The 15,910-nt window shown below is 33.8% G+C and carries 11 protein-coding genes; 6 read left to right on the top strand and 5 right to left on the bottom strand.

The features are described from left to right. Positions 1-27 precede the first annotated feature (27 nt). From CLV91_RS11405 to CLV91_RS11380, 6 genes are all read left to right on the top strand, one after another. Positions 28-1,839, top strand: a complete 1,812-nt coding sequence (locus CLV91_RS11405) for an arylsulfatase (protein WP_121068047.1) — start codon at positions 28-30, stop codon at positions 1,837-1,839. Between the two features lie 185 nt (positions 1,840-2,024). Continuing rightward, entirely contained in the window at positions 2,025-3,443 is a 1,419-nt protein-coding gene (locus CLV91_RS11400) for a sulfatase (RefSeq protein WP_121068045.1), read from the top strand. A 26-nt stretch (positions 3,444-3,469) separates the two neighbouring features. Beyond that, on the top strand, positions 3,470-5,503 hold the full coding sequence (locus tag CLV91_RS11395) for a glycoside hydrolase family 127 protein (protein ID WP_121068043.1): 2,034 nt from the start codon (positions 3,470-3,472) through the stop codon (positions 5,501-5,503). A 93-nt stretch (positions 5,504-5,596) separates the two neighbouring features. After that, a complete protein-coding gene (locus CLV91_RS11390) occupies positions 5,597-7,684 on the top strand; it encodes a glycoside hydrolase family 127 protein (protein ID WP_211333217.1) in 2,088 nt (695 codons plus the stop codon). An 18-nt stretch (positions 7,685-7,702) separates the two neighbouring features. After that, positions 7,703-9,760 carry a glycoside hydrolase family 127 protein gene (locus CLV91_RS11385; protein WP_121068041.1) on the top strand — a complete coding sequence of 686 codons (2,058 nt, stop codon included), beginning with the start codon at positions 7,703-7,705 and terminating at the stop codon, positions 9,758-9,760. Between the two features lie 49 nt (positions 9,761-9,809). Beyond that, on the top strand, positions 9,810-10,220 hold the full coding sequence (locus CLV91_RS11380; protein WP_121068039.1) for a c-type cytochrome: 411 nt from the start codon (positions 9,810-9,812) through the stop codon (positions 10,218-10,220). A gap of 90 nt (positions 10,221-10,310) precedes the next feature. Here CLV91_RS11380 and CLV91_RS11375 read toward each other — a convergent pair whose 3' ends face one another. Genes CLV91_RS11375 through CLV91_RS11355 form a run of 5 tightly spaced genes read right to left on the bottom strand, consistent with a single transcriptional unit; the run spans position 10,311 to position 15,907 of the window. Continuing rightward, the gene (locus tag CLV91_RS11375) at positions 10,311-11,291 is read right to left on the bottom strand and encodes an SMP-30/gluconolactonase/LRE family protein (protein WP_170146749.1); all 981 of its coding nucleotides are present in this window, start codon (positions 11,289-11,291) and stop codon (positions 10,311-10,313) included. A 10-nt stretch (positions 11,292-11,301) separates the two neighbouring features. Then, positions 11,302-13,488, bottom strand: a complete 2,187-nt coding sequence (locus CLV91_RS11370) for a xanthine dehydrogenase family protein molybdopterin-binding subunit (RefSeq protein WP_121068035.1) — start codon at positions 13,486-13,488, stop codon at positions 11,302-11,304. A gap of 2 nt (positions 13,489-13,490) precedes the next feature. Continuing rightward, a complete protein-coding gene (locus CLV91_RS11365) occupies positions 13,491-13,949 on the bottom strand; it encodes a (2Fe-2S)-binding protein (protein ID WP_170146748.1) in 459 nt (152 codons plus the stop codon). A 3-nt stretch (positions 13,950-13,952) separates the two neighbouring features. Then, the gene (gene dmpG, locus CLV91_RS11360; protein ID WP_121068031.1) at positions 13,953-14,969 is read right to left on the bottom strand and encodes a 4-hydroxy-2-oxovalerate aldolase; all 1,017 of its coding nucleotides are present in this window, start codon (positions 14,967-14,969) and stop codon (positions 13,953-13,955) included. Between the two features lie 2 nt (positions 14,970-14,971). Beyond that, a complete protein-coding gene (locus CLV91_RS11355; protein WP_170146747.1) occupies positions 14,972-15,907 on the bottom strand; it encodes an acetaldehyde dehydrogenase (acetylating) in 936 nt (311 codons plus the stop codon). Between the last annotated feature and the right edge of the window lie 3 nt (positions 15,908-15,910).

The following is a 15,910-nucleotide window of genomic DNA, read 5'->3' as shown; positions in this document are numbered from 1 at the left end:
AATACTAATAAAACAAAACTTTGCAAAATGAAAAAGTCGAATATAAAGAGATGTGGTGTTACTGTAATTCAATTTCTATTTATTTTTTTCTGCTTCTCTTTTAACTCTATTGTTAGTGGGCAAGAAAAAAGGCCAAATATTATCATAATGATGTCTGATGATCAAGGGTATGGAGATATTGGATCACATGGTAACCCTTATTTAAAAACACCGCATATAGAAAGCATAGGTAAGGAGGGGGTAGAAATGTCTGCTTTTATATCGTATCCCAATTGTTCAGCTTCTCGTGCGGCTTTATTAACAGGAAGGTACCCTTATAGAACAGGGGTAACAGCGGTCACACAGGTGGATCATTTTATGAATGGGTCAGAAATAACAATTGCAGAAATATTAAGGGATAATGGGTATAGGACAGGAATTTTTGGAAAATGGCATGTAGGGGATAATAATCCTATGCGACCATCAGATCAAGGATTTCAAGAAGTCTTGGTTCATAAAGGAGGCGGAATAGGGCAGGCAGCCGGTCCTGCAGGGAATACATATTTTGATCCAGTATTAGAGCATAATAATGTGTCCAAGAAGTACGAAGGGTATTGTGATGATATTTTTACAGATGCTTCTTTAGATTTTATTGGTAAAAAAGATGGCAAACCGTTTTTTGCTTATTTGGCAACAAATTTACCGCATTTTCCTCTTCAGGTTCCAGATAAATTAGCTGCGCCATTTAGAAAAATGGGACTACATGAAGACAATGCACTCACTTATGGAATGATTTCTAGTATAGATTACAATGTGGGTAGAGTTCTAGAAAAGCTAAAAGAGTTAGGGATAGAAGAAAATACGTTGATTTTATTTTTATCGGATAATGGCCCGCGAACTAGAAGATCTAAAAACGATGTATATCCTGGGCGTTGGGTGTCCAATTTAAGAGGAACAAAAACAAGTGTTTATGAAGCAGGAATACGAGTTCCATTTTTTGTGAAATGGAAAAGTAAGCTACCAAAAAAGGTGAATACTAATACTATGGGGTCTATGATTGATATATTACCAACGGTTTTAGATGTTGCTAATATTCCTGTTCCAAATAATGTTTCGTTAGATGGCAAATCATTATTGAATTTATGGAAGCATGGAACCGATTCTAATCTGGATGATAGAGCGTTTTATGTGCAAATGCATTATGGTCCAACACCATTTAAGTATATGCATTTTGGAGTACGAACTCAGAAATATAAATTAGTTAGTCCGCATGATTTTCCACATGGTATAGTGCATCAACCTACGGATCATGAGCTAAAGAATGTTTTAAAAAATTTAGAACTTTATAATGTAGAGGAGGATCCTACAGAGCGAATCAATTTAGCTCAAAAACATCCCGATGTTGTGGAAGATTTACTATTACGTTATGAAAATTGGTTTGATGAGGTAACGGAAGAACGTGATGCAAAAGGAATTCAACGAATTCATTTAGGAGAGAAAGAACAGTTACATGTAAACCTATCTCGTTTTGATTGGGGAGGTCCTAGAGTTATCTCTCGTTTTGATTATGGCGGTCCACGTGTTATAGAGGATAATCAATTAGGCTATTGGCGTGTAAAAACAGAAAAAGGAAAATATCAAATTTCTTTAGATTTACCTGAAGTCAAAGAAAATTGTATTGCCCATTTAAAATACAACCAAATACATCTTACTCTACCAATTGACAAAGGGCAAAGAAAAGTAATATTTGATAATGTTCAATTACCCGATGGGGAAGGAAACTTACATGCTTATTTTAAAACAAATCCCTTAGGTTTAGCAACCGGTCCTTTATTTGTTGATGTAAAATTAATTGAATAATGTTTAAACGTTAAAAAAATTAACATTCAAGGCGTAGATTACCGACTTATATTCTTTATTATTTTTTTTGGATAAAATAATGTTGCTTAAGGATAAAATTCGCGAAAACGTTTCCGATGTTATTTATTTAATTTGTAGACAAGCATTTTAATATGTGTTGGTTTAAAAATTGTAAATAAATCTATATGAAGGGTTTAGGGTCTTTTATTGTGCTAGTTTTGTGTAGTTTATCTATAGCTGCCCAAAAACAACCAAATATTGTTTTTCTTTTTTCTGATGATGCAGGTTATGCAGATTTTGGTTTTCAAGGAAGCAAGGAAATGATAACCCCTAATTTAGATAAGTTAGCTAAATCTGGTATAAGATTTACGCAAGGTTATGTTACTGATGCTACTTGTGGTCCTTCTAGAGCCGGTTTAATGACCGGAAAATACCAACAGCGTTTTGGTTATGAAGAGATTAATGTTCCTGGTTATATGAGTGAAAACTCTAAGTTTCTTGCAGACGATATGGGGCTTCCTTTGGATCAGGCGACTATAGCAGATTATTTAAAGAAATTGGGCTATACATCTGCAATGTATGGTAAATGGCATTTAGGAGATGCGGATCGCTATCATCCTTTGAAAAGAGGTTTTGATGAGTTCTATGGTTTTAGAGGAGGGGCTCGTAGTTATTTTGGTTATGAGAATATAGATAAAGCTCATAAGGATAACAGAATGGAAAGAGGTTTTGAGAACTTCGAAGAGCCAAAAGAATATGTTACAGATGCCTTAGCAAATAAAGCAGTTTCTTTTATAGAAAAGAATAAGGAAAATCCATTTTTTATATACTTGGCTTTTAATGCGGTGCACACACCTATGGAAGCTACACAGGAAGACCTAGATAAATTCCCAAACTTACTAGGAAAACGTAAAGAGTTGGCGGCAATGACATTGGCTTTGGATCGCGCTTGTGGTCGTGTTTTAGATAAGTTAAAGGAATTGGGTTTAGAAGAAAATACTATAGTTGTTTTTTCTAATGATAATGGTGGCCCTACGGATAAAAACGCATCTGTTAACCTTCCCTTAAGTGGCACTAAATCTAATCACTTAGAAGGGGGAATTCGCGTGCCTTATCTTTTAAGTTGGCCAAATCAAATAAAAAAGAATCAGAAATATGATTATCCAGTAAGTACCTTAGATTTATTACCTACCTTTTATGCTGCTGGCGGTGGAAATGTAGCAGATTTAAAAGAGGTAGATGGTGTAAATCTTTTGCCATATGTTAACGGTCAAAACCTAGATAGACCGCACCAAACTCTATTTTGGAAAAAGGAAGTGCGACTTGCATATAGAAAAGAAGATTGGAAACTTATTCGTTTTGCAGATAGACCGGCCGAATTGTATAATATAACAGAAGACCTTGCGGAACAAAATGATTTGGCATCAGAATATCCTGAGAAAGTAAAAAAAATGTTTAAAGAAATGTTTGCTTGGGAATCCACTTTAGAGCGCCCTTTATGGATGCTTAAAAGAACTTTTGAGAATTATGATATTGATAGAATGGATCGTTATAGAAGTCCTGAGCTTGTAAAAAAAGAACTTGAATTGCCAATTAGAGATTAAAATTAAATTACTATAGATACTGGATTATGAAAAAAATAATTATTGCCGCATTTGGCATTTTAGCAATGCAAATAACATTTGCCCAAGAAAAAGGGATTCTTAATAATGCGGAGAGTAAGCATGTTAAGCTAAAAAGTGTTAATATGGGTGACTGCCAATGGACAGATGGTTTTTGGGCAGATAAATTTAAGGTTGCCGAAGAAAAAATGATTCCCTATATGCGTTCCTTACTTACAGGAGATACTGGGCATGCTTTAAATAATTTTAAAATTGCTGCAGGCCACAAAGAAGGAGAACATAAGGGTATGCGTTGGCATGATGGAGATTTCTATAAGTTTATGGAAGCTGCAATGTATGTTTATGCGCAAAATAAAGACCCAAAGTTGTTAAGTGAATTAGATGGGTACATTGCAATCATCGGAGAAGCACAATTAGAAGATGGCTACTTGCAAACACAAATACAGTTGAATGATGATGTTGAGCGTTATGATAATCGTAAATATCATGAAATGTATAATTCTGGACACTTATTAACTAGTGCTTGTATTCATAATAGAATTACTGGGCAAACTAACTTTTTAGATATAGCTATAAAACATGCAGACTTATTGGTGTCTCTTTTTATGACAGATGATGAGCGTTATGGTCGTTTTGGGTTTAACCAGACTCAGATAATGGGTTTAGTGGAATTGTACCGTACTACAAAAGAGAAAAAATACTTAAATCTTGCTGAAAAATTTATCAATAATCGTGGGGCATATGAAGTAAAAGAAACTCCAGAAACAAAGGGGTACCCTATAGGAGATATGGTACAGGAGCGAACTCCTATTCGTAAGTCAAGTGAAGCTGTTGGTCATGCTGTATTAGCGTTGTATTATTATGCTGGAGCTGCTGATGTTGCAGCGGAAACAGGAGAGCAAGAACTTATTGATGCTTTAGATAGATTGTGGATGAATGTTGCTTTAGAGAAAATGTATGTTACTGGAGCAGTAGGGCAAACGCATTATGGAGCATCTACAAATAGAGATAAAATAGAAGAAGGTTTTATAGATGGGTATATAATGCCAAATTTAACGGCATACAATGAAACATGTGCTAATGTTTGTAATTCCATGTTTAGTTACCGTATGTTAGGTTTAAAAGGGGAATCTAAATATGCAGATATTATGGAGCTTGTGCTTTATAATAGTGCGCTATCTGGAATTAATTTAGATGGCGATAGATATTATTATGCAAATCCTCTTCGTGTATTACACGGTACTAGAGATTACGATAAAATGAATACTGAATTTCCAACGCGTCAAGAGTATTTAGATTGTTTTTGTTGTCCTCCAAACTTAGTAAGAACAATTGCTAAAGTTTCTGGTTGGGCTTATAGTTTATCTAGTAATGGTGTAGCTGTTAATTTATATGGAGGAAATACACTGTCTACTAAATTATTGGATGGTTCTAAAATAAAATTAAAGCAAGAAACAATGTATCCTTGGGAGGGTGATGTTAAGATAACTATTCAAGAAAGTAAAAGAAAACCTTTTGATATAATGCTAAGAATACCAGAGTGGGCAGAAGGTTCTAAAGTATTAGTTAATGGGGAAGCCGTTGCTGTAAGTGTTACACCTGGTACTTTTACTACGATTAACCGTAAATGGAGAAAAGGAGATATTATCCGTTTGGATATGCCTATGGATGTAAATTTTGTAGAAGGTCATTCTCGTATAGAAGAAGTTCGTAACCAGGTAGCAATTAAAAGAGGTCCTGTGGTTTATTGTGTAGAATCTGTTGATTTGCCTAAAGAATCTAGTGTAATAGATGTATATATTAAAGGGGATGCAGAAAAACTAACAGCAGAATATCGTTCGGATTTTTTAGGAGGTGTATCTGCTATTACTGGTGAAGTTTTATTACGAAAAACAGATAATGGTAAAGGATTATATCATAAAGTAAAAAAGCCAAATATGGAAACATACAAAACTACTTTTGTTCCATATTATGCTTGGTCTAACAGAAATAAAGGTAAAGAAAGCGAAATGACTGTTTTCTTACCGGTTATTTGGGAATAAATATTTATAACCTCCATTTTCTAGTTTGGGTTGCTATTTTAATTAATGGTTAGGGCTAGTATGTTCTTTTGTTAAATTTTAAAAATCACTAAAATGAAAGTTAAATTAAAAATTTTAGCCACGGCCTTTGTAGGTGTGGCAATGATTACTTCGTGCTCAGAAAAACAAGAAAAAATACCAGAGAAAGATTTTGTTGCAACCAACTACGATAGAAGAGGGGGTATTTTAAACCATACAGATAGTCCGCATCTTACATTTAAAAGTATAGAATTAGGGGATTGTGAATGGACAGAAGGATTTTGGGCAGAAAAGCACAAAATGGCGGAGGAAACTATGATTCCACATATGGGAACTATTTTTAAAGGAGATGTAGGCTTTGCTTATGATAATTTTAAAAAAGCAGCCGGAATGATGGAAGGAGAAGCTTTAGGGAAATGGTGGCATGATGGAGATTTTTATAAATGGATGGAATCTACCATGTATTTGTACTTGGAGAACAAAGATGAAAAATTAATGGATGATCTTGATGAGATTATAGAGATAATAGGTAAGGCTCAAGAGGAAGACGGATATTTATCAACACATGTTCAGGTGAATGGAGCCAAAAGATGGGATAATATAATTCAACATGAGTTATACAACATGGGGCATTTATATACAAGTGCTTCAATACATTATCGTGTTACTGGTAAAACTAATTTTTTAAATATAGCTATTAAGAACGCGGATTACGTTTATTCAGTTTTTCAACCTAAGAATCCAGATATGGCTCGTTTCGGCTTTAATCCTTCTCAAATTATGGGGTTAGTTGAGTTATTTAGAACAACAAAAGACAAAAAATATCTAGAACTAGCTGAGATTTTTGTTAATATGAGAGGTTCTGTAGCAATGGATCAACACCCAACAGTAAATCCTAACTTCTTAGGGGATCACAATCAAATGCGAACTCCTTTAAGAGAAGAAAATGAAGCGAAGGGACATGCAGTATTAGGGAATTATTTATGGGCAGGAGCTGCTGATGTTTATGCAGAAACTGGCGATAAAGAATTACTAGATGCTCTTGAAAGAATTTGGGAAAGCTCTGTTAATAGAAAGATGTATGTTACTGGTGCTCAAGGACAAACCCATCATGGAGCTACTCAAAGCGCAAGTGGTAGAACAGATATGGTTCACGAATCGTTTCAGGAAGATTTTTTAATGCCTAATAAAACTGCATATAACGAAACATGTGCAAATATTTCAAATGCAATGTTTAATTACCGTTTACTTTCTGCTAAAGGAGATGCAAAATATGCTGACATTATGGAGTTAGTAATGTATAACAGTGCATTAGTTGGTATTAGCGTAGAGGGTAAAGATTATTTTTATGCAAACCCACTTAGAATGTTAGATGGTGGAGTAGATTATACACACGCAACTACAGAAAGAAGACATCGAGTACCTTATATCCCTGTATTTTGTTGTCCTCCTAATTTAGCCAGAACTATTGCTAAATCAGCAGGGTGGGCGTATAGTAAATCTCCAAATGGAATAGCAGTTAACCTTTATGGAGGTAATAAATTAGAAACAACATTACTTGATGGTTCTGAATTAAAATTAAATCAAAAAACATTATATCCTTGGGAGGGTGCAGTAACCTTTACCGTAGAAGAATGTAAAAGCACACCTTTTGAAATTCTTTTAAGAATTCCTGAATGGGCATCTGGTACAACTATTAAAGTAAACGGAGAAGATGCAGGGATAGAAGTTACTCCTAAAACTTTTGCAAAATTAGAGCGCACTTGGAAAAAAGGAGATGTTATTTCTATGAACATACCTATGGATATTAATTTTGTAGAAGGAGACCCAAGAATTGAAGAAACAAGAAATCAAGTAGCAATAAAAAGAGGGCCATTAGTATATTGTATTGAATCTCCAGATTTACCTGAAGGAACAAGTATTTTAGATGTTTATATTCCTCAAAACGCGAAACTTAAAGCAAATCATCGTCCAGACTTTTTAGGGGGCGTAACAATGATTGATGGAGAGATAAAGCTACGTACTCAAAATGAAAACACCATGTATCGTAAACTCGAAGAACCTTCATGGAAAACGGTTAAGAGCTCATTTGTACCATATTTTGCTTGGAGTAACAGAGGGGAATCTGAAATGACAGTTTTTGCACCTATTATTTGGGAATAATTTAATCTTTATATAAAAATGAAAAATATAGTAATTACAGTATGTAGTTTATTTCTGTTTAATTCTTCTTTTGCACAAGAAAAAGGACTAATTAATAATGAGGCTACGCCAAACATGAAATTAAAGACAATCGATTTTGCTGATTGTCAATGGACAGATGGTTTTTGGGCAGAAAGACAAAAATTATGTCATGAAAATATGCTTCCAAATCTTGGAAGATTAATGGATGACCCAAATACAATTCACGCTTTTGATAATTTTAAAGTTGCTGCAGGTTTAGTTGAAGGTGAATTTAGAGGATTTTCATTTCTTGATGGCGATTTTTATAAATATGTAGAAGCTTTAGCCTATACGTATGGTGTAACTAAAGACGAAAGTTTAAATAAGCGTATGGATGAAATCATAGCTGTAGTTGCAAAGGCTCAGCGTGAAGATGGTTATTTACATACTAAAATTCAAATAGGTCATGGTATAAATAAGTTTCCACGAAAAGATCAACAAACTTTTGAAACTTTTAATAAGCCTTTCACTATAGATTTTGACCATGAGTTTTATAATTTTGGACACTTAATGACTGCAGCTTGTGTACATTATAGAATTACAGGGAAAAGAAATTTTTTAGATATAGCTATTAAAGCAAGTGACCTTATTTATGAAAAATTTATTAATCCTACGCCAGAATTAGTTGCAATAGACTGGAATCCACCACATTATATGGGGTTGGTAGAAATGTATAGAACTACAGGAGATAAAAAATATCTTGAATTAGCCCAAAGTTTTGTAGACAAGTTAGGTACTAGTAAAGAAAGTGGGGCTATGGAATCTAGAGGATTAGATCATAGTCAAAAAAGAACTCCTTTTAGAGAAGAAACAGAAGCAGTTGGTCATGCTGGTCATGGAAACTATATGTATTGTGGAATAACGGACCTTTATGCTGAAACGGGAGAGGTTGCGTTATTAAATTCATTAGAAAATGTATGGAGTAATATAGCAAATGAAAAAATGTTTGTTACAGGGGCTACAGGTTCATATCATCATACAGTTTCTAGGAATAATGATAAAATAAGTGAGGGTTATGCAGAAAGTTATGATCTTCCTAATACAGTTTCCTATAATGAAACATGTGCTAATATAGGTAATGCTATGTTTAATTGGCGTATGTTTCTATTAAATGGAGAATCTCGTTTTGCAGATATTATGGAGCTTGTTTTTTATAACAGCGCTTTATCTGGAATTGATTTAAAAGGAGAAAATTTCTTTTATACAAATCCTTTGCGTTTTGTTCAAGGTCAGTCACAGATAACAAGAGATTCTGGTGAAAGAAGAGAGTTTATGCCGGTATTTTGCTGTCCTCCAAACATTATTCGTACTATAGCAAAAATGCATAGTTACGCGTATAATACTTCGGATAAAGGGGTTTGGGTTAATCTTTATGGAAGTAATACTCTAGATACAGATTTGGAAGATGGAACAAATGTAAAATTATCTCAAAAATCTAATTACCCATGGGATGGTGCTATTGAAATAAATGTGGATGTAAAAAGAAAAAAAGAATTTTCTTTAATGTTACGTATTCCTGCTTGGGTTGATGGGGCTACTTTAAAAGTAAATGGAGAAAATGTATCCGAAACATTAAAGTCAGGTACTTATTTTGATTTAAAACGTCAATGGAAAAAAGGAGATAAAGTGGAGCTTAATTTACCAATGAAAGCACAATTAGTTACAGCTAATCCTAATGTAGAACAAACACGAAATCAAGTAGCTGTTAAATACGGGCCTTTAGTATACTGCTTAGAATCTAAAGACTTGCCTAGTGATGTTAGTTTATTAGATGTTGTTATTCCTCAGGATATACATTTAACACCTCGTTTTGATGCAAATTTATTATCAGGAGTTACAGTTTTAGAGGGCGAAGCAGGAATTCTTGAAAAACAAGATTGGACAAGTAATCAATTGTATAAAAAATTGGAACCTCGTCAATTAAATAAGGTAAATGTTAAGTTAATACCTTATTACGCATGGAGTAATAGAGGCAAAACAGATATGTCTGTATGGTTACCTGCTGAATGGAAATAAATGGAATAGTTATTGTACCCATTAGTGTGAATATAAAAACTTAAAAAAAATGAATTTCTGTAATTTTTTGTCTTTACTAATTTTAGTATTTATTTCTTTTACTGCTAAGGCTCAAAATGAATCTAGTAAATTAAAAGAGAGTATGTCTAGTGGTAAAGATATATATGCTGCTAATTGTGTGTCATGTCATATGGCTACAGGAGAAGGAATAATTGGAGCTTTTCCGCCATTAGCAAAGTCTGACTATCTAATGGAAGATGTAGAAAGAAGTATTAAAGTTATTATTGAAGGTGCAACTGGAGAAATGAAGGTTAATGGGCAGTCTTACTATGGCTCAATGGTTGGATATAATATGTTAACAGATAGGCAAGTAGCTGATGTACTTAACTATATTAGAAATAGTTGGGGTAATAAAGGTGATATTGTTGAAAGTGAAGAGGTTTCCAAAGTAAGAAAGTAAGAATATTTGAATAAAGTCATTCTTATAAAATTTAAAAGAGGTTGAATAATTTATTATTCAACCTCTTTTTTTATGTATTTAAGCACTCCGCTATTTAAGACTAACTTTCTCTAAGGTCCATGTTTTAGCATTTTTATTTTTCCAATCTTGATTAAGCACATAATATATTTCTGAATTTACTTGTGCAATAGTTGAACTTCTATTAATAGAGATTTTTTGAACTACTTTAGCTGTTTTCCATTCATCTTCAGTAGACAATTCAAAAACAAAACCTCTTTTAGGATTATCAAAATTTTTAGCGACACCAACAAGGTTTCCTTTTTCATTTAAAATCATACCATCAAATCCTCTAAAATCAAAACCTTTAATTTGTATAATTTCAGCTTTAGTTGGAGTATTGATTGGAATCTTAATTAGATTTGCTTCTTCTTTTGTGTAATATGAGACTAATAAATAACCTTTTGGGTTATAAATAATACCATTAGGAAGACCAAGACCTTCTTTTTGATATAGAATAGACGGTTTTAAATTTGTATCAATTTTATAGATAGTGTTTTCAAGTCGTCCTGTAACATAGATAATATCATTATCATCAACAATTAAATCGTTTGCTTGAAATAACTTTTTTTCAGGAAGTATCTCCGATAAATTAATAGTATGCTTCAGCAAACCACTAGTAAGATTATAAATAGCTATATGACTGCTTGATTCCAAATAATTTGCACAAGCCAATAAATAGTTGTTTTTGTAATCAATTTGTAAACCAAAACTTTCCCCTTGTTTTTTTTCTTTTTCATCTGAAAAGACCTTAACATTACCTTTAAAATCTAATGTAATAATAGCAGGGTTTTTATTAATAGAACTTAAAAAGAATAATTTTCTTTTTTTATCATATTCTATACCTTCAGGGTTTTGTCCAGGTGCCTTTGCAATAATTAATTTAGGTAAAGTGTCTAGTTCAGAAGTAATAGAATAATTTTCTTTTTTCTTTTGTTCATTGCACGATATAAAAAAAACCATACCTATTATAGGTATGGTTTTTTTTAATTGTTTTAGTTTTTTTAAAAGCATATTGTATAAGTTAAACAAGTCCATGATCAGATAAGGGTAAAGTTCGATAACGCTTTCCAGTTGCCTTAAAAATAGCGTTAATAATTGCTGGTGCAATAACAGGAACTCCAGGTTCTCCAACACCAGTTGGTTTGTCATTGCTATTAACAATTTCTACCTGTATTTTTGGAGCATTTGGCATTCTTAACACTTGGTAGTTGTGGAAATTACTCTGTTCTATTGCGCCGTCTTTAGCAGTTATTTTTCCATAATATGCTAACGACATTCCAAATATTGCCGCGCCTTCCATTTGCGCAGTTATAGTATCTCTATTAATTGCAGTTCCGCAATCTATTACTACAGATATTTTATGTATAGTTAATTTCCCATTAGTAACAGAAACCTCTATAGCAGCAGCTACATGAGAGTAAAAACTATAATGTACAGCTAATCCAATTGCATGGCCTTCGGGTAATTGTTTATCATATCCAGCATTTTTTGCCGCCGTTTTTAAGACATGTTTTAATTTACTAGTATCATATTTATAAGCATCTTTAGTTTCTTGAATGCGGTCTTTTCCAATTAAATTTAATCTAAATTCTAAAGGGTCTTTACCTGCTTCGTGAGCTAATTCATCAGCAAACACATTTATAGCAAATCCATGCGGTATGTTTATTACAGAACGTAACCAACCAATTCTAACATGCGCGTCCGCTTTACCAGCTTCAATTTGTAAATTAGGGATGTCATAAGGAACATCAGTAGCACTTCTTGCTTCCCAAGGTTGTGGTAAATCTCTTCCAGGAGTAAACGTAGACCCAATAGTAGGTAACGCAAAACGATGCAACCAACCTGTTACTTTTCCATTTTTATCTATAGCTCCTTTTAAAAATTGGGAGGAAACAGTATGATAATAACTATGTTGTATATCGTCTTCTCGAGACCACACTACTTGAACTGGTCCATTTATTGCTTTAGAAACAGCGGTAGCTTCTACAATAAAATCAGGTTTTGCTTTTCTTCCAAAGCCACCACCTAAAAAAGTTACATTTATAGTTACATTAGATTGGTCAGTTTCTAAGAAGTTTGCAACTTCCCTTCTGGCGGCCTGCGGAGATTGTATAGGTGCCCAAACTTCACAGATATCTCCTTTTACAGAAACTACTGCGTTTGGTACTTCCATAGGAGCATGCGCTAAATGAGGTAGTTTATAGGTTGCTTCATGGGTTTTATTTGCTTTTTTAAAAGCATTATCAATATTTCCAATACTTTTTTCAACCTTACCTGGTTTGTGTACGTTAGCGGTAATGCTATCCATAAAAGTTTCTGAATTATAGGAGGTGTTTTTACTATAATTCCATTCTATTTTTAAAGCATCTCTACCTTTAAAAGCTGCCCAAGTATTTGTTGCAATAACAGCTACACCACCTAAAGGACCAAATGCCTTAATTAGCATAGGTACTTCAACAACATCTAAAACGCCATTTATTTTTAATGCTTCCGTTTTATCTACAGATTTAACGGTTCCAAAAGCTACAGAACAGCGTTTTATAGCAGCAAACTTCATATTTGGTACACGCTTGTCTAAACCAAATACAGCACTCCCGTTTGATAAATTTTCTACATCAATACTCGGTAGTTTTTTACCTATGAATTTAAAATCTTTGGGGTCTTTTAATATTACGTTTTCTGGTATAGAAATTTCTTTTGCGATTTCTACTAAATCGCCAAAACCAATTTTTTTACCACTAGAGTGGATTATAAAATGATTTTTTGCAATACATTCGCTTTCAGGGACTTTCCAAGATTTTGCTGCTGCTGTTATAAGAACTGCTTTTACAGTGGCTCCCATTTTACGCATGGTTTCAAAGAGTGTTCTTACGCTTCTTGATCCATCTGTATTTTGGTTTCCATATTTGGCATCACCAGTAGCTTGTTTAACTATTACTTTATCCCAATCTGCCTCCATTTCATCTGCAATGACAGATGTTAATGAGGTTCTAACTCCTTGGCCCATTTCAGAACGAGAAGCGACTAAAATTAGGCTGCCATTAGAATTTAACTGCACAAATAAATTTGGATTAAATTCTAGTATATCCTCTTCTTTAGAACCAAAATTAGAGAATGAGTATGCGCTTGAAGCTAAAACCAATCCGCCAGAAGCTAAGCCAATACCTTTGATAAAACCTCTTCTGCTTATATTTTTAATAGGCGCCATAATTAACCTTTATTTTTTAATTCAACACAATGAGTAATAGCTTCTTTAATTCTTGTATAGGTGCCACATCGGCAAATATTACGAGACATATTTCCATTAACTTCATCTTCACTAGGGTTTGGATTATTATTTAGCATGGAAGTTGCTGTAATTAATTGTCCTGATTGACAAAAACCACATTGTGGAACATTAAATTCTGCCCAAGATTTTTGAAGTGCTTGAAGGTTTTCTGTTTTCCCTTCAATGGTTACTATTTCTTTTCCTTGTATTGCAGAAATTGGCATTTGACATGAGTTAATAGCATTTCCATCCATTAGAACCATACATGCACCGCATAAGCCTTTGCCGCAGCCAAATTTTGTACCAGTAAATCCAATAATATCACGAATTACCCATAATAGGGGCATTGTAGGATCCACATCTACGGAATGTTCTTTTCCGTTAATTTTTAGTGTTATCATAATTTACATTTTAGATTTATTAAGCATGTCTAATGCTACATCAACAATCATATCTTCTTGTCCGCCTACCATGTTTCTTTTTCCTAAAGCTTCTAATATGTGTCTTGTGTCAAGACCGTAGCGTTTTGCTGCTCGTTCTGAGTGCAATAAGAAGCTAGAATATACTCCTGCGTAGCCTAGAGATAAAGTCTCTCTATCTACTCTAACAGGACGTTCTTGTATAGGGCGAATAATATCATCGGCAGCATCCATTAGCATATATAAATCACTATTGTGATTTGCTTCCATTTTATTTAAAACAGCAATTAAAACTTCTAATGGGCAATTACCAGCACCGGCACCCATTCCGGCCAAAGAAGCATCCAATCTCGTTGCGCCATGTTGCATAGCAACTACAGTATTAGCAACTCCTAAACTTAAATTGTGATGACAATGAATACCAACTTCTGTTTCTGGTTTTAATTCGTTTCTAAATGTTTTTACACGTTCAGCAACACCATCCATAAGAAGGGCACCAGCAGAATCCGTAACGTATACACAATCGGCACCATAAGACTCCATTAATTTTGCTTGTTCTACTAAAACGGATGGTTCAGCCATGTGAGACATCATTAAAAAACCACCAACATCCATACCGAGTGATTTTGCTTTTTCTATATGTTGTGCAGATACATCTGCTTCCGTACAATGTGTTGCAACTCTAACACTTTCTACTCCAAGTTCTCTTGCTTTTTTTAAATCTTCAATAGTTCCTATGCCAGGAATTAAAAGAGTAGTTAACTTGGCATGATTTAAACTATCCGCAATGCCTTCTAACCATTCCCAATCTGTATGAGCACCAAAGCCATAGTTAAAACTAGCGCCTGCAAGCCCATCTCCATGAGAAATTTCTATAGCATCAACTTTGGCTTCATCTAAAATTTTTGCTAATTGGGTAATTTGTTCTTTTGAATATTGGTGACGAATGGCATGCATACCATCTCTCAACGTTACATCTTGTATATATAATTTATTATTCATGATTAGGCGTTTTGGTATTTTAATAGAGCTATTTTTTCAGCGGTAGCTTTTGCTGCAGAAGTCATTATGTCAAGATTTCCAGCGTATTCTGGTAAATAATGACCTGCTCCTTCAACTTCTAATAGAACCATGGTTTTAAGTCCGTGACGATAACCTAAACCTTCAATAAATACAGGTTTATCTTTAGGTATTTCATCAAATTGAACCTCTTGATGTAATCTATACCCTTTTACATATTTTTGAACCTCAGCAACCATATTAGCAATGCTTTGTCTGATTTCTTCTTTATCTGCTGGTTCACTTAATGTTAATACAGTATCGCGCATCATCAATGGTGGTTCAGCAGGATTTAAAATAATAATCGCTTTTCCTTTATCAGCTCCTCCAATTTTTTCTATAGCTTCAGATGTTGTTTCTGTAAACTCATCAATATTAGCTCTAGTTCCTGGGCCAGCAGATTTACTTGCAATAGAGGCTACAATTTCTCCATAATGAACATTTGCAATTTTAGATACTGCAGCTACTATAGGAATAGTAGCTTGACCTCCACAGGTTACCATATTCACATTATCACCTTTTGTTATAGCATCTGAATTTACTGGAGGTATTAAATAAGGACCTACAGCAGCAGGTGTTAAATCTATCATTTGCTTATTCGGAAATGCTTTAATTTTATCGTAGTTATATAGATGCGCTTTCGCAGAAGTTGCATCAAATATGATATGGATATCTTTAAACTCCTCCATTTTTATTAAGCCATCTACACCTTCATGGGTAGCTGCTGCCCCCATTCTTTTAGCTCTTGCTAAACCATCTGATTTTGGGTCAATCCCAACCATTACTGACATTTCTAGAATATCAGAATATCTTAATATTTTAATCATTAAATCGGTTCCGATATTTCCAGAACCAATAATTGCACATTTTACTTTTTCCATCAT

It is taken from the genome of Maribacter vaceletii (genome assembly GCF_003634105.1).
GTDB lineage: Bacteria > Bacteroidota > Bacteroidia > Flavobacteriales > Flavobacteriaceae > Maribacter_B > Maribacter_B vaceletii.
Note: the sequence above shows the minus strand (reverse complement) of the source record. Positions and strands in the feature narration are given on the sequence as shown.